The organism is Pedobacter ginsengisoli (assembly GCF_002736205.1).
Classification (GTDB): domain Bacteria; phylum Bacteroidota; class Bacteroidia; order Sphingobacteriales; family Sphingobacteriaceae; genus Pedobacter; species Pedobacter ginsengisoli_A.
In genome coordinates this window covers 2,342,197-2,357,103 of record NZ_CP024091.1, presented here as the reverse complement: position 1 = coordinate 2,357,103, position 14,907 = coordinate 2,342,197, and the positions used below count along the sequence as shown (strand labels likewise).

Here is a 14,907-nt window from a genome sequence, read left to right as displayed (position 1 = left end):
TTAGTGTTCGTCAAAAAAGCATTACATTGTAATATTTTAGTGACTATAAAGTAAATATATAGTTTTTATTAATAAATACCATAATTATTTTCTTGGTAATTTATTGCGAGTAATTGTCTTGATTATAGGGGTTTATGGCCCAATAAACTACTCACCTGCAACAGTATAAGAATCGGCTTTTTGAGAATTACGTTTTCTTAATAGCCCTTTATACTCCTCCAGTAAATTTATATACTTGCCCATCCAGTAAAATACCAGGTCTTCGGGTATTTTCTGGGTGTTTCGGGTGTTACTTTTTAACTCTTCCTCATGGCATAAACCAAAGAAGCCGATTTCGAAGTCGGGATAAAAGTTATAATTTATCACCTTACCGATTTGTAAGATCAGCTCAGGGTGAAGGTCTTTTTTTGTAAACCAATTGTACAGTGTGCGTCTGTTTACATGTAAACGTCTGGATAGCTCACTAATGCTAAACTCTTGTCGTCGAATTGCCAATTCAACGATCTCTCCGGCATTGTATTCCATATTTTTCATGGCTAGATCAGATAATCTTGGTTAAATAGTTAAGGAACTCAAAATCATAGTACACATCAGCGAAAAGATGTTTCGGCATCATTTCGCTGTCAACAGAGTAGAATTGGATTAGGTGTTCCCTTATAACGAAGATAATTGTTCAAGAAACGGTGGCCTAGAGGGGAAATACGGATATTTTTAAGGTAAACTCACGTAATTTTACGTGATTGGCTACTATAGTTTTCGAATAGGTGGAGGTGGTAACATTAATAAAAAGAATTGGCTGAATCTCCATCATATCATCTACTTGGTTGAAATGTTAGTGTTGTGGAAACACAAGGAAATTAAAAGAGTTTGATGTAACGCTACAATAGTTTTTTTACTAAACAAAACTATTGTAGCGTTGGATTGAAAGATCTGGCGGATAAACTGAATGAAAGAGCTACTATTTACCGTCTTGTTTTACAAAGTTTAGGAGCGTTGAGACTCTTCATAATTAGGACCATACAAAGACGGCACTTTATTTCCCGTTGCTCTGAGGTGTGCGATAAGTTCTCCGCGATGATGATATAAATGATTATAGAGAAATCCCCTGATAACCTGTATTTTCGGCATTGGCGGCATAAGAGGGGTACCACCGGCAGACATCGTCCAGGTATTCATATATTTTGATTCATCAGAACTTTCTATTATAGTCTTTGCATTTGCAACATTTTCTTCAAACTTTTTCAGGATGTTCGAGGCCTTGCTGATATCACCCTTGTCATATTTATAAGACCCCATATCAAATTCATCCTGGGCAAATGTAGGTTGATACCAGTTGTATACTTCGGCAATATGCGAAGCTAACTGACCTACTGACCAAAGATGTGGTTGTGGACGGTATTCTAATGCACTGTCCGGAATCATTGATAATAACTTTCTGGTGTTTTCTGCTTCATGCATGAATTCACCGATTAATGCTTGTTTCATCATTTTTATAATATTTATTGATATTAAATTTAAGAAATATTTCTCTATGCTTATCCTAAAATTCCACTACAGCGAAAGTCAATCCTTGGGTTATTTATTATGAAGCTGATTTTACCTTTGGAGAATGGTTGAAAATCCCGAATTATTACTTGAACCGGTTTTGTACTCTTAAATTTATACCATATAAAACGAAAAAGCCCGCTATCGTTACGATTTGCAGGCTTTTGTACTTTTTGATTCCTTTTGAGCGGAGACTCAGAATCTATGATGCAACATCTACAGGAACTTTTTAGAATAATCAGTGAAATTTACAAGAATAAGAAGTAAATGGATGATTTAGAAAAACGTGAATAAACGCCAATCTTGCCTGTAGATATTTATAGCGTACATTTGTCGTGAAAATATCTACTAGACATTCTTATATATTCACTAGTAATGAATATTTAAAATTTATTTTGTCCATCTAATAGTAGAGATAGATAATGTCATCTAATGGTACTTCCTCTTGGCTTACTTTTTGGATTGCACTAAAATACCTTTTGACACAAACTGATGCAACATAATAAAAAATAATGGTGTCTGTTTGGAAAAACCAAAATGATTGCCCCCTCTTCGCTATTTCCAAATTACCATATAATCGCCTGATTACCAATGACAATATAGCTTAATTCAAAATTGACGAGCAGGGTTCAACGTGATGTCGTTTTTTCAATGATCGTAGTTGATTATTTTTTGTATGGTATTGATAGAAACCTTCTTCAATTGTCTTGACAATTCTAGTTTGCCTGCCAGAAATAAAAGTCATTAACTGCAATCACATCAAGAAAGTAGAAATGAAGGGCAACGTATATATTTATTGCCATAAGCAGGATAAAAAAGAAAATCCCAATATAAACTCTTAGACTTAAGCAACCTTTCATTTTGTGTTTTGTTTATGTTTCCAATTCTGATAATCTTTTCTACTCTCCATTACTTTTTTGATTCTTGCCTTTACTATACCTACATTTTGCCATTTTGAAACATGATTATAGGAATAAACCATAAATCCAAAAAGGTAAACGAAAGAACTGGTTATGATTATTTTCCTGTATTTGCTTTGGTATAATAGGATAAAGGAATAAGCCAGAATAAAGTATAATCCTATCGTAGACAAATATGCATACCTATCTGCTACAACTGAAAATCTTGCCAGTGACAGTAGATTCAGTACTAGCGCTATGTGAATCAAGAAAAATAATAGCCCAAAAGCCAACCATTTTTTCAATATGATTTTGTAAAGGCAAATAATTGTTAAAACGATGAGGAAGGGAAATAAATAAATCCATATAGGCACAGGTTCACCAACCTGAAAAGGGAATGGATATAGGTAAGAGACATTAATTGGTGTTATTGTTTTGGTAAAGTATTCACTTAATGTATAGAATGCCAATATTACCCGTTGATAAATCGGATAAAAATGGGTGTTCTCTAATATCATTTCTCCTTGAGATTGTAGGGTTATAATACCAAATAATGTGGTAAGTACAAGCAATGGTATTTTTTCATACCAGATCATGTGATCCCTAAAGTTTCTCTTATAGATGTAATCAAAAAGTAAAAGACATATAGGTAAGCTGACTGCCTGTTCCTTTGCGCCAAACGATAGTGTAAACCATAAAATTACCAGATAGAAGTGAGTTGATTTTGATGTGTCGATGTATAAACAGTAACTTCTAATCGCTAACAAGTAAAAAAGAGAATATAGCAGTACTTTGGATGCAGCAACCCATGCCACTGGTTCCAAATTAAACGGGGAGACTGCAAATAATAAAGTAGTAACAAATGCCACCTCTCCAGTTCTTATAGCCCCAATATCTGAAATTTTAGCAGTAACTTTTTTAATCATCCAGTATATCAAAGTTGCATTACCCAGATGAAGTAACACACTGCTAACATGAAAATATTTAGGGTTGTAACCAAAAAGGTTATAAAGAAGTAGGTAGTAATATTGGTTTACTGGAGCATATTGCCCATAGAAGAAATCAGTTAGAATTGCATAGAGATTTTTTCTGCTGAACCCATTCTCTGTATAATGATTGGTAATAAACCACTGATCGTCCCAGCCAATTAAAAATTCAAATTTGTAAACTTGCCAATAGACAATCAGCACACTTAGGTATAAAATTGCTAAATGATATTTGTGTGGTGATTGTTTATAAAAAGTAAAAATCCCTCTTGTAGAATCCTGTGTCATGCGGAGCGTTATTGAAAATCAAACCATGAATTTATATATTTTTATCATATTTGAATAATTCGAGTTCCTATTTCTCAATTTTACAACCTGTGGTTAACGTTCAATCAGAAGTTAGAAAAATTCCTTTAATCAGTATGGGTATTGTGATCCCGATATTGAGCGGGATTATATTTTGCTCGCTTGGATTTTGGTGGATATATAAATTGGATGTACTCCCTGGTCTTCATGCTGATGAAGCCTGGTCTGGTCTAAAAGCAGTACAATTTCAAAATGAAGGTGTTTCCCAAATTATTGGAATGAATAACTATACCGGAATACTTCAGACATTACTTACTGGATTATCTTTTGATTTATTTGGCAGGGGAGTTTTCCAATTAAGATTAGGGGGGGTGCATTAAACCTGGCTGGTCTGATCATCTTGTTTTTTTCAGTAAGTTCCAGAAGTAGTCGAGTTCGTTCCCTGCTTTTCTTACTGATAATAGCCGAATCTGTTCTTTTTGTACTTTCTCCACGGGTGGCCTGGGAAGTTAATTCATTCACTTTATTCCTATTTTCAATAATGTTTGCTTCTTTTCTCAGGATCAGGAGGCAGCCATTTAAAATAAATCCATTTTGGGTATTTCTATTCTTGTTTAGCAATCTGCTGGGCACTTACAACCATATTTTGTTTTCTTGTATTCCAATTTCTGTTTTTGTGGGGACTCTTTTATGGGAAGGTCGATACAAATCTGGGCAACTCAATCCTTTAGCCGTTCTTTTAACCATTAATTGTGTTAATCTTATTCTTGTTTTTTCATCAATGAGGTATTATCTCGAATCAATGTCAAGTCAGATAGGTTACGTAATTTTGTCTGCTTTGCTCTTATTGGTATTTACTTCAAAATGCTACTTTCTCTTAATCGGTAAAGTAAGGCGTTTTAACCTAAACATTCCTAAGAAAATGATAACTGTGATATTCACCCTTGGGATTTCTGCATTCGCAATATTTCATGGTATTGCTTTTTTTCAGGTACTTTCGGGCTATAAGATAATTCTACAGATTTTTTCATACGAATGCTCAACCTTAACAGAAATAGCCCTGAGTTTAGTTGGATGCATGGTATTGGCTTGCTTTTTAATTCAGTTAGCTAAGGATCTGAAATTAGAAATTATACCAGTAGAAATTTACTGGATAATCTGTTATTTCGGAATATTTTGTATTTATACCATCAGCTGTTCTTTTAGATATTATCTTTCAATCTATATCCTGATTGGGTTATATATAGCCTACAGGATTTCTTTCAGAACCCAAATGGCCAGTTTCTTTGTTGCCTCAATAGCTATGGGGTTCATTATAATGCAATTTATATGGTACGATATTTTTATTGTCGGCAATTTCCCACTGAAAGCAGTTGACTTCAAAATTGGAAATAGACAAAAGGAAACTACTGCGCATTTTCTCCCAAAACAACCTGTAATAGATTTTCTGAGAACAAACAAGACAGGACAAATTCAGTATTTAATTGATGAGCCATATTTTGTTGAGCAACCAATCCTTTTTTATAAAACTATTAGCCCATGGGACGAATCCAAGAATAAAAAAATCTTTTTAGATTATGATCATACAAGTTATAAAACTGGGTTTTTATTGTACACACAGGATGATTAATTATTGAAAGTCATATACATTAAGCCTCAAATCATTCATACTAGGATCGTAAAAACGATATACTATGCTTAAGAAATCAGGAATATTCTGATAAACCTTTACCAGATGAAAGCTTTTTAACAGGCTGATAGCACGTTCTCCGGTAATATCTTCATCAGAAATGACTAATAGATTTTTATAGCCTTTCTTCTTATGCGTCAAGAAATCCTCCTGCCATATTGAGTTAACATAATTTAGATTCACCGTCGAGCTACTATAGTAAGTGTTTTTTGGCGGCCCCCAATCCATATACGGATTTTGCACATTTACAATAATAATGTTTAGTTTTTCAGTGCCATATTTTCTATGAATCCATTCCGTTACTACTGTTCGTTTTGTCCCTGCTCCGGTAGATGCTATTGCGATCAATCCGGTACAATTTATGGTAAGAAGCAAAGTCAAAACTATAATACTTACAGGTTTATTAGTAATAAGTAATGTGGAGTCTTTAAGCTTATTTTTGGTGATCATAAAAGCATAGACAATGAGAAATGGAACCACATTGGCTATTGGAAATAAAAATCTTAATTCCTTATGTGGGATCAGTGAGTGTATTAAAATGAATGGAACTATTGCCCAGATAATTATATGCTTAGGATCATAAAATGAGACTACAAGAAATGCCAGAAGTATAAATATCCCAAATGGGCCAGGCGCAGTAATAACATAATAAATGTACTCATAAAATGGCGATACACCGAAACTGGTAGAAACCCCCTTTATTAGATTTACATTGAAATAATTGTAGATGGTACATGTAAATTCTCCGTATAACCAGTAATCGAAGACCATTCCCAGGCAAAGAACAATGAAGATTATAAATGCACTGGTTAGAACGTCCTTTATTTTTGATTTATGGATTAGTAATAGCCAAAGAATTATGCCCACTGCTAAGAGGGCAGATTGATAGCGGAACAGAATTGAAATACCAAGCAATATCCCAATAAAAAGATACTTCTTTAATGCTTCAGTGTTTTTGAACTGTTCAATAATGGTTAAAGTGAGTAGAAAAAACAATCCCGACCATGTTTCTGAAGAAAACCGGACATTTATATATGGCAAAAACCAAAGTACATAGGAAAGAAAAATAAAGCAAGGCTGTAGAGAGGTGCCAAAATTTGATTTGTATACTTTAACAAATTTGCCGATTACAAAAATTGAAAACAAACCACTAATGGCTCTCAGTAAAAATGTGATAATATAGCCATCATCAATTCCGACTAAATGAAAACCTTTTAAAAGATAAAAGCAGATCATTGGTTGAAAGCCGGGTCTTATTTGCTCCTTAAACTCCCAGGCTAACCGATTCTCAGGAACAAGACCAAGTTTATAGTTTGCAAATTCAATAAGCTGATAGTGTTCATCTTCCTGATGATATCCTGAACTTTTGTAAGCGACCAGCAAATAGAAAATTATAACCAGAAGGATGAATAATCTATAGTTCGTTGACTTAAATAAGTTTTGAGCGCGCATATTGGTTTCAGGAATGATAGGTTGTATCATATAAAGATTACATTAATTGTTGAACTATAAAAAACAAAATGTCAAATAGTAGCTAAAACGTTTTTATATTTTTTCTTGGATTTTACAAACAGTATTTTTAAATTAGGTTAATCTAAACCAAATATTATGAACAAACGCTCTTTATTAGGCCTAAGCCTAGTCTTTTGTCTACTCCTTTTAGTTTTTGCTTGCAGAAAAGATATTAAAAATGTGATCTACGATCAGGAGGTTCCCTCTGCATTATTAGAATCAGCAAAAATTTATCATAGCAGGAATGTTAAAAATTTTCCGGCCCAAAACGGAAAGGCTTTTATCAAATTAAAGCCACTCTGGAAGGATTCCTGGACTGTTAAATCGGATGGCAAAAACATACTGGTGGTACCCACAATAGAAAATCGTTTGGAGAACAGAGCGGTTTCCGTAAGAAGAGTGTTTTTATTTACAGAGGGTAACCATCAAATTGAAGATGGCAAAATCGTAGAATTCTATGGGTATGATTTTGACGTTGAGGATAATTTAAACAAGCTAATTTCCAATTATCAGAAAAAAAGTATTAACGGATTTTCTGGTGCCATACAACAATATGATATCAACTATTTCTTTGTAAGAAGTTCAGTGTTTGACCGAGGAAGTATAACTGATAAAAAAGTTGAAATTGTTAGTAATCAAAACAGAAAGGTTATTTATTCCAGACGAAGTGCAGCAATAGCATCGGCCGATAAAAAAGGAGGGGCAGTCTCCTATGTTGATCCAAATTATCAATTTAAGGCAAACTGTACATATAAGATTACATATGATAAATATTGCGTTGGTTCTACCTGCACTGTTACAATCACTAATATTGAGGAACTTTCATGCACCGAACCAGTTGGTACCGGAAGTGCTGGAAATGGTAGTGGCTCTGGTAGTTCAATTGGAAGTGCATCAAATGGCGGCGGAGGAGGAGGTGGCGGCGGTAATTATGGAGGAAATACTCCGCTGGAAGTCGTTAATAAAATACTTAATCAGTGTTTAAAAAATGCAGTTGATTTGGCTCTTAATGCAAAAAATACATTAAGAGATATGATGAACTCGTTATATGGTAATACTACTTTTAGTGATATGAAATTGGTCATATCAGAGGCAAATACATTAGCAAATGGTGATGCAGGTAATGCACAATTTTACCCCAATATCAGTACAGATAGCATTACACTAAACAAAACAGAACTTTTAAAACGTCCAAAAGAATATATAGTTTCAACTGTTTATCATGAGGTAATCCATTCTTATATGGATATCAAGAACTACAAAACTAGTACTGGAACTTATTCACCGCCAACAAATCATCAAGAGATGGTGGACGGTTATTTAGGAATTCTAATTTCAGCTTTAAAATCTGCATTCCCTAACTTATCCACCCACGATGCATGGGCTTTAACTTGGGATGGTCTAAAGGATACCACAATGTGGAATGATTTTTTAACTGAATCTGAACGACAAGATGTTGATGCAACTCTCCTTAAATACCACAAGGACGCGACAAATAAATTGGGAACCTTTTGTCCATTATAGACTTTATCATGAAAAGACTCGTTATAGTTTTATTGTTAATTTTAGTTTGTCACAGTTTGATTAAAGCGCAAGAAAATGCGAAAATTGAGGCACCCGACTCCATAAATATAACACCAAAAGGAAAGGATATAGACATTAGCCAGCCGATTGTCAAATGCATATGGAAAAGTATTGACCAGAATCTTCTTCAACAGGTTCCAAAAGATTTCGCACATTTAATGGTTTTGGGTATCTCAATAAATGATCAGGGGCAGATTGCAGAAGTATATAGAAGTAAGAAAGAGCCAAGAGAAGACCTATTGAAACTTTTATCTCCAATCAATGAGTTTGATCAAAAAATAAAGCAGATACCTTTTAGATTCAAAGGATATGAAAATAAGATTTTGATTTTTCCAGTAATTCTCTATAGAAATGACGATGATCAGACAATTTCGATTAGAAATATTTTGAGTGATATTGTTAGTATGTGGCCAACATTACCTGCCGATAACGTAAAACAAATTGTTTTATTAGAACCTAGATATATTACATATTATCCAAAGCGTACGAAATAATTCTATAACACTTTAGTTAGAATACAATTATTTAGCAATTTTTAGAAGAAATTAGTTTAGAAAGGTATTTTTTTAACTAAGAGGTAGTAAATTGAGTGTTTCGGCTAAACTGAAATATGCACCTATATCAATATTCAGGTACATGAACCGCATAGGTTTATGATCGAGAAAGTTTATCGCGACTACTTAAATGATGTTCCTCATTATATTATGCACCAGGAATTAAAGAATTTGGGATTTCAGCAAATCGCAACCAACGCTATTTTCCGTATTCTGAACTATAGACAAAAAACTTAACCGTCAGAATCGATTTTGTGCATATTTTGGCGCGTAGTTCTTTTCTGATCTGGGCTAGTTGATGCATATTTTGGTATGTCCTAAAAAGCAAAAAGCCTGCTAATCATACGATTTTCAGGCTTTTGTACTTTTTGATTCCTTTTGAGCGGAGAGCGAGGGATTCGAACCCCCGGACCTATGACAGTCAACAGTTTTCAAGACTGCCGCATTCGACCACTCTGCCAGCTCTCCGCGACAAAAGTACAAACTCAGATTGATTCTACAAACTCAGATTCACATATATTTTATATTAAATTAATATAAGAATGCTGATATATGCTTAACCAATTGGACCACAACTTTTTTGGTCGCTATATTAAATGCAGCCCAGATAGGAGAATACTTCAAATAAAAATAGTTTGATAAAAAATCACTTAGAATTTTTAAAGAAAAGCTGTAAATTAAAATTCTATGCATACACTTCTACCTTTTTTACTGGCTATGGTAGCCGCCATTGTGCTACTTAATATGTGGGCAACCAAGCTCAAAATTGCTTATCCTATATTATTAGTTCTTGCAGGATTAATAGTCAGTTTTATCCCGGGGCTACCTGTGGTCAGAGTTAATCCCGACCTTATCTTTTTCATATTCCTACCGCCACTGTTATTTGATGCAGCCTGGGCCATCTCATTTAAAGAAATGAAGAAATGGTGGCGCATTATTGGGAGTTTTGCTTTCCTTGTAGTCTTTTTTACTGCATTATCTGTAGCATTAGTTACTAATCATCTTATTCCTGGGTTTACAATTGCCCTGGGTTTTTTGTTAGGTGGAATTGTATCGCCTCCTGATGCTGTAAGTACCGGAGCCATTACCAAGTTTGTAAAAATTCCTAAATCTTTCTCAGCCATTTTAGAAGGAGAGAGTCTATTAAATGATGCTTCATCGTTAATTATTTTCAGATTTGCTTTAATAGCCGTTGGTACCGGAAGCTTTGTATGGCAGGAAGCAACGCTTAGCTTTTTGTGGATGGTAATTGGTGGGGTAGGTATTGGTTTGCTATTGGCCTGGTTATTTGTTCAGGCACATAAACGATTACCTACAGATGCACCATCGGATATAGCACTTACATTAATTGAACCCTATTTTATGTATTGGGTAGCTGAACAGGTTCATAGCTCAGGTGTGATGGCGGTAGTTAGTGGAGGTTTGTTTATGTCGGCCAGGAGGTTGGTCTTTTTAAACAGTGCAAGCCGCATTATGGGCTATGGAGTATGGCAAAGCTTTGTGTTTATTTTAAACGGAGTAGTATTCCTGATAATTGGTCTGGAACTACCGGAGATAGTAGACGGTATGCGATCAAACGGTATCCCTTTAGGTACTGCAATTGGTTATGGTTTGCTGGTAACCGGTGTGCTTATTGCCGCAAGGATCATCAGTTCGTATGCTGCCATGATAGCTACATTCATTTTCAGGCCAAGTGTGGCACCCAGAGCTTCTTCCAGAAAAGCACAATTCACTATTCCTCTTATACTCGGGTGGACAGGAATGCGCGGTGTGGTGTCGTTAGCTGCTGCACTGGCCATACCGCCTACGTTATTGGGGGGCGCTGCCTTTCCGTATAGAAACCTGATTCTGTTTATCACTTTTGTCGTAATATTACTTACGCTGCTGATACAAGGCCTTACACTTCCTTACTTTATAAATCGCACTAGCTTATTTAACGAAGCACTACGTGAAGATAAAGAGCACGAGGCTACTAAAAAGATGAAAAAGGATCTGAAACAACATGCTTATCAGTTCCTTAAAAATAAATATGATAATGAATTGCATGGCCACACCGGACTGGAAAAAATACTGATGCACTGGGAGGAGAAAACAAAGGCAGCAGATGATAGCTGGATGAACGATGGCACTAAAGCTATTTTTGTTGAACTGCTAGAAAGCCAGCGACAGTACCTTTCGGAACTCAATAAAGATGTTTCGATTAATGAAGAAATCATTAGAAAGCAATTGTATCAGATAGATCTGGAAGAGGAGAGGTTAAAAATCATTTGACGCAAAAAAGCCCTGAGAATTTATGCTTCTCAGGGCTCTGCGGAAAGCGAGGGATTCGAACCCCCGGACCTATGACAGTCAACAGTTTTCAAGACTGCCGCATTCGACCACTCTGCCAGCTTTCCGGAGGCAAAAGTACAAATACGGCTCGATTTTGCAAATTAATATTTATATAATTTCATTTAAAAATGATAACGCGCTAAAAATGAGTGAGAAAAATTTATCTTTTCCCTAGTTTTTCCTCTATTGGAGCCGTTTTTTTGAACAAATTGAAGTTCGGCCTGATGATTTTAACACTGCGTTTCGACAGATCTACGCTCGCATTTAACTCAAAACCTACCAAAAGTATCAGAGAATTTAAATAAAGCCATATCATAATAACGATAAGTGTTCCAATAGAACCATAAACTTTATTATAAGAACTGAAGTTGTTGATGTAAAAAGAAAAACCCCAAATAGTAAGAAAAGCCAGTATAGTGGCCAGCCATGAACCGGCACTAAAAAACTTCCACTTTTTTGCATGGGCAGGGCCGTACCTATAAAGGATAGAGATTGTTACAAAATACAATACTCCAAGCAATGCCCATCTGGTAAGCTGTATGGCAAAAGTTGTAAAACTTGCCTGAATGTTAAGCCGGTTTAACGCTATTTCGCCAATTGCCATTGCAGTAATACAGGTAATTACCGAAAAAACAATCACCAGCGTTAATAAAACGGCAATTAAACGCTGTTTTATCCAACTGCGTGTTTCAATAATCAACGATGATTTGTTAAAAGCCATCATCAAATTATGAACACCATTTGTTGCAAAGAATAATGACAATATAAAACCGAACGAAAGCAAACTACTGTTTTGCTTATGCACTATCTCATCAAGAGTAGTACTAAAAGCCTTGTAAGCATCTTCGGGTAAAACCAGAATAATCAGGTTCATCAACTGATCCTGAAAACCAATTTTTTTAGGTATAAAAGGTATAAGGGTAAATAAGAAAATGATGGCCGGAAAAATAGCCAGCATAAAATTATAGGCAAGCGACGAAGCCTTATTCACTAAAGAATCTTTACCAATCTCCTTAAAAAAGAATGTGGCAACAGTATATATGGGAAGTGGACTAAAGCCTGGTAAAACACAAACCTTAGTCCAGCTTATAAACATAGAATAAAGTTTGATTTTTAAAAGCTGCTTATGAATCCACTCCATCTATCAAATTTAATTAAAAAATACCTTTAACTTCTCCATAAAATTTTCTGGTGGAGAACAAGGCTTGTTCTTTGCCATATCTACAAATACCAGCGTAGTTGTTCCAATGTTTATAAGTTCCCCGGCCGGATTCGTTAATTCATACTTAAAATGTATTCTTACCCCCGGAAGGTCATGAATGGTTGTTTTAATAGTTATTTCCTGGTCATATAAAGCAGGCTTAATGTACTTGCAGTTTAGCTCTAAAACAGGCATCATTACACCGCTGCTCTCCATTCCAGCATAATCCATGCCCAAACTTCTCAGCATCTCTACACGCGCAACCTCATAATATTCAGCGTAATTGCCGTAATAAACGTATCCCATTTGGTCGGTTTCGCCGTACCTAACCCTTATTTTGGTGGTATGAGTGTACATTATTTAAAGATATTGCGTTTGTTTAAAGCATCTCTGTATTTTTTTGCGTTTTTTTCATGTTCCTGAACAGTTACCGCAAAATTATGATAGCCGGAGAAATCTTCTTTAGCACACATGTAGATGTAATTGTTGTTGTCACGGTTTAAAACAGCATCAATAGCATTAATACTCGGCATCATAATCGGTCCCGGTGGCAAACCAGCATATTTATAAGTGTTGTATCTTGATGGTGTGCTTAAAAGTGAATTGGTAACACGTTTAACCGTAAAATCGTTATTTGCAAAAATAACAGTAGGATCTGCCTGAAGCAGAATACCTTTATTTAAGCGGTTTAAGTACAAACCAGCAATAATAGGCATCTCCTTGTCGTACAGAGCCTCAGCATCAACAATTGAAGCTAAAATAGAAACCTGGATAGGAGTTAAGTTTAATGATGCAGCCTTTTGTTTGCGGTCTGCGTTCCAGAACTTATCATATTCAGCATGCATTCTGTCAAAAAACTCAGGTACGCTCACATTCCAATACATCTCGTAAGTATTTGGAATAAACATTACATAACTATTGTCTTTATTAAAGCCATACTTTTCAAGTAACGAAGTCGAATCAAGCAGATTTATAAAAGTTAAAGAATCCGGTTCAAGGTTCCTTGATAAATAACCGGCAAAGTTTTCTTTCTTTCTTAAGTTTTGAAACTTAAGCTTTACAGGATCCTGATTGCCCGATTTCAACATATTAATAATGCTGCGGTTATTCATTCCTTTTGCAAGCTTATAACGTCCTGGTTTTAAAGAACGTGCAAGCTGCATTTTGCCCGATGCTTCACTAAAAGAACCTATATCAGTTAACATATCTTTTAGTTTTATTTCTTTAAACAGGTCGTCTATATTATACCCGGTTCTTACGTATAAGTACTTTTCATTGCCTGTAACATTTGGTGCAAAATATACTTTATATAATTTAAGCCCGTAAACGCCGCCGGCAATTAAAATAACGAATAGTAGGCCTAATATGATCTTGGTGCCCTTTTTAAGACCTGTTTTATTTTCTTCGTTTGACATATATAAATGATAGTAATGGTTATTTTTTGTTAGATAATGTAATGTTTACCAGTGTTCCGATTTTAACTTTAGTAACAGAATCCGTAACAAACGGGTCTTGTTTAATAATTACAGCATTTGCCGAATCGGTAATTACACCTTCGTAAGTTACTGATCCAAGGTTTAGCATTGCACCGTTTCTTAGGGCGAATAATGCTTCATCTTTAGTTAAACCAATAAGTGTTGGGATGTCTACTTCTTCATTTCCTTTACCATCGCCCAATAAAAAGTCTATTCTTGATCCTTTAGGGATCATTTCTCCAACTTTAATTGGTTGGTTGCCAAATGAAGCCTGTAATACAACATCTCTGCTTACGTCTGGCTTGTAAGTGGTATCTCCAAGTTTTAGGCCAAAACTTTCAATTATTGCCTGAGCCTGTCTTAGCGATTTAAATTCTACATCCGGAAACTTAACATTTGGAGCCCTGTTCATGCTCACCGTCAAGTAAATTGTCCGGTTGTCTTTTACAAAAGTTTCAGGGTTCGGATCCTGATCTATAACTGTTCCCGGAGGGGTGTCGCCAATATAAACAGAATCAACCTCGTATCGTAAACCTAACTGTTCCAGTTTACTAACGGCTTGTGTAAACGATAAGCCTTTAAGTGAAGGTACGTTTAAACCCTGACCATGTTTGGTGTAATACCTTAAGCTAAAGAATGCGATAAATAAAATTACAGCAACAGTAATTACTGCTGCAATAAGGTTGTTTCTAAATGAATTTGTTTTTAAATAAGATATGAATTTGCCCATGCGTTTTTCTCTTCTGAAGGTATAGCGTTCAAATTTAGATTAAAATAATATTTTATTGGAATTAAAATGACATCTGCACCAACTAATTTATATT

The 14,907-nt window shown here is 35.2% G+C and carries 13 protein-coding genes and 2 tRNA genes; 5 read left to right on the top strand and 10 right to left on the bottom strand.

What is annotated here, in order from left to right; all coding sequences use genetic code 11:
- Positions 1–147: 147 nt before the first annotated feature.
- From CPT03_RS09735 to CPT03_RS09725, 3 genes are all read right to left on the bottom strand, one after another.
- Positions 148–534 carry a helix-turn-helix domain containing protein gene (locus CPT03_RS09735; RefSeq protein WP_099438672.1) on the bottom strand — a complete coding sequence of 129 codons (387 nt, stop codon included), beginning with the start codon at positions 532–534 and terminating at the stop codon, positions 148–150.
- A 450-nt stretch (positions 535–984) separates the two neighbouring features.
- Positions 985–1,488, bottom strand: a complete 504-nt coding sequence (locus CPT03_RS09730) for a DinB family protein (RefSeq protein ID WP_099438671.1) — start codon at positions 1,486–1,488, stop codon at positions 985–987.
- A 913-nt stretch (positions 1,489–2,401) separates the two neighbouring features.
- Positions 2,402–3,370: a hypothetical protein gene (locus tag CPT03_RS09725; protein ID WP_157766396.1), complete on the bottom strand. Its 969-nt coding sequence runs from the start codon at positions 3,368–3,370 to the stop codon at positions 2,402–2,404.
- 482 nt (positions 3,371–3,852) lie between these two features.
- Between CPT03_RS09725 and CPT03_RS09720 the strand changes: the two genes are divergently transcribed.
- Together CPT03_RS09720 and CPT03_RS09715 are read left to right on the top strand one after the other, a co-directional pair.
- Positions 3,853–4,116 carry a hypothetical protein gene (locus CPT03_RS09720; protein WP_216641627.1) on the top strand — a complete coding sequence of 88 codons (264 nt, stop codon included), beginning with the start codon at positions 3,853–3,855 and terminating at the stop codon, positions 4,114–4,116.
- A gap of 542 nt (positions 4,117–4,658) precedes the next feature.
- The gene (locus CPT03_RS09715) at positions 4,659–5,366 is read left to right on the top strand and encodes a hypothetical protein (protein ID WP_157766395.1); all 708 of its coding nucleotides are present in this window, start codon (positions 4,659–4,661) and stop codon (positions 5,364–5,366) included.
- On the opposite strand, the gene CPT03_RS09710 is transcribed toward CPT03_RS09715, so the two are convergent.
- Positions 5,367–6,908 carry a glycosyltransferase family 39 protein gene (locus tag CPT03_RS09710; protein ID WP_099438667.1) on the bottom strand — a complete coding sequence of 514 codons (1,542 nt, stop codon included), beginning with the start codon at positions 6,906–6,908 and terminating at the stop codon, positions 5,367–5,369.
- Between the two features lie 126 nt (positions 6,909–7,034).
- Here CPT03_RS09710 and CPT03_RS09705 point away from each other — a divergent pair, with 126 nt between their 5' ends.
- Together CPT03_RS09705 and CPT03_RS09700 are read left to right on the top strand one after the other, a co-directional pair.
- Positions 7,035–8,462, top strand: coding sequence for a hypothetical protein (locus CPT03_RS09705; RefSeq protein ID WP_157766394.1), 1,428 nt, complete (start codon positions 7,035–7,037; stop codon positions 8,460–8,462).
- An 8-nt stretch (positions 8,463–8,470) separates the two neighbouring features.
- Complete coding sequence (locus CPT03_RS09700; protein ID WP_099438665.1) at positions 8,471–9,016, top strand: hypothetical protein; 546 nt, start codon at positions 8,471–8,473, stop codon at positions 9,014–9,016.
- Positions 9,017–9,459: 443 nt separating this feature from the next.
- Here the strand turns inward: CPT03_RS09700 and CPT03_RS09695 are convergent.
- Positions 9,460–9,544, bottom strand: a tRNA-Ser gene (locus tag CPT03_RS09695).
- A gap of 219 nt (positions 9,545–9,763) precedes the next feature.
- On the opposite strand from CPT03_RS09695, the gene CPT03_RS09690 reads away from it, so the two are divergent.
- The gene (locus CPT03_RS09690; RefSeq protein ID WP_099438664.1) at positions 9,764–11,347 is read left to right on the top strand and encodes a Na+/H+ antiporter; all 1,584 of its coding nucleotides are present in this window, start codon (positions 9,764–9,766) and stop codon (positions 11,345–11,347) included.
- 40 nt (positions 11,348–11,387) lie between these two features.
- On the opposite strand, the gene CPT03_RS09685 is transcribed toward CPT03_RS09690, so the two are convergent.
- From CPT03_RS09685 to CPT03_RS09665, 5 genes are all read right to left on the bottom strand, one after another.
- Positions 11,388–11,472, bottom strand: a tRNA-Ser gene (locus CPT03_RS09685).
- Between the two features lie 95 nt (positions 11,473–11,567).
- Positions 11,568–12,548, bottom strand: coding sequence for a YihY/virulence factor BrkB family protein (locus CPT03_RS09680; protein WP_099438663.1), 981 nt, complete (start codon positions 12,546–12,548; stop codon positions 11,568–11,570).
- Positions 12,549–12,557: 9 nt separating this feature from the next.
- Positions 12,558–12,965: an acyl-CoA thioesterase gene (locus tag CPT03_RS09675; RefSeq protein WP_099438662.1), complete on the bottom strand. Its 408-nt coding sequence runs from the start codon at positions 12,963–12,965 to the stop codon at positions 12,558–12,560.
- A complete protein-coding gene (gene mltG, locus CPT03_RS09670; RefSeq protein ID WP_099438661.1) occupies positions 12,965–14,023 on the bottom strand; it encodes an endolytic transglycosylase MltG in 1,059 nt (352 codons plus the stop codon). Before mltG ends, CPT03_RS09675 begins: the two co-directional genes overlap by 1 nt.
- A gap of 19 nt (positions 14,024–14,042) precedes the next feature.
- Positions 14,043–14,813: a PASTA domain-containing protein gene (locus CPT03_RS09665; protein ID WP_099438660.1), complete on the bottom strand. Its 771-nt coding sequence runs from the start codon at positions 14,811–14,813 to the stop codon at positions 14,043–14,045.
- Positions 14,814–14,907: the final 94 nt, after the last annotated feature.

Excerpts from the sequence above, each read along its gene's own strand:
- CPT03_RS09735 (WP_099438672.1), bottom strand. The coding sequence starts at position 534 with ATGAAAAATATGGAATACAATGCCGGAGAGATCGTTGAATTGGCAATT.
- CPT03_RS09730 (WP_099438671.1), bottom strand. The coding sequence starts at position 1,488 with ATGATGAAACAAGCATTAATCGGTGAATTCATGCATGAAGCAGAAAAC.
- CPT03_RS09725 (WP_157766396.1), bottom strand. The coding sequence starts at position 3,370 with ATGATTAAAAAAGTTACTGCTAAAATTTCAGATATTGGGGCTATAAGA.
- CPT03_RS09720 (WP_216641627.1), top strand. The coding sequence starts at position 3,853 with ATGGGTATTGTGATCCCGATATTGAGCGGGATTATATTTTGCTCGCTT.
- CPT03_RS09715 (WP_157766395.1), top strand. The coding sequence starts at position 4,659 with ATGATAACTGTGATATTCACCCTTGGGATTTCTGCATTCGCAATATTT.
- CPT03_RS09710 (WP_099438667.1), bottom strand. The coding sequence starts at position 6,908 with ATGATACAACCTATCATTCCTGAAACCAATATGCGCGCTCAAAACTTA.
- CPT03_RS09705 (WP_157766394.1), top strand. The coding sequence starts at position 7,035 with ATGAACAAACGCTCTTTATTAGGCCTAAGCCTAGTCTTTTGTCTACTC.
- CPT03_RS09700 (WP_099438665.1), top strand. The coding sequence starts at position 8,471 with ATGAAAAGACTCGTTATAGTTTTATTGTTAATTTTAGTTTGTCACAGT.
- CPT03_RS09690 (WP_099438664.1), top strand. The coding sequence starts at position 9,764 with ATGCATACACTTCTACCTTTTTTACTGGCTATGGTAGCCGCCATTGTG.
- CPT03_RS09680 (WP_099438663.1), bottom strand. The coding sequence starts at position 12,548 with ATGGAGTGGATTCATAAGCAGCTTTTAAAAATCAAACTTTATTCTATG.
- CPT03_RS09675 (WP_099438662.1), bottom strand. The coding sequence starts at position 12,965 with ATGTACACTCATACCACCAAAATAAGGGTTAGGTACGGCGAAACCGAC.
- mltG (WP_099438661.1), bottom strand. The coding sequence starts at position 14,023 with ATGTCAAACGAAGAAAATAAAACAGGTCTTAAAAAGGGCACCAAGATC.
- CPT03_RS09665 (WP_099438660.1), bottom strand. The coding sequence starts at position 14,813 with ATGGGCAAATTCATATCTTATTTAAAAACAAATTCATTTAGAAACAAC.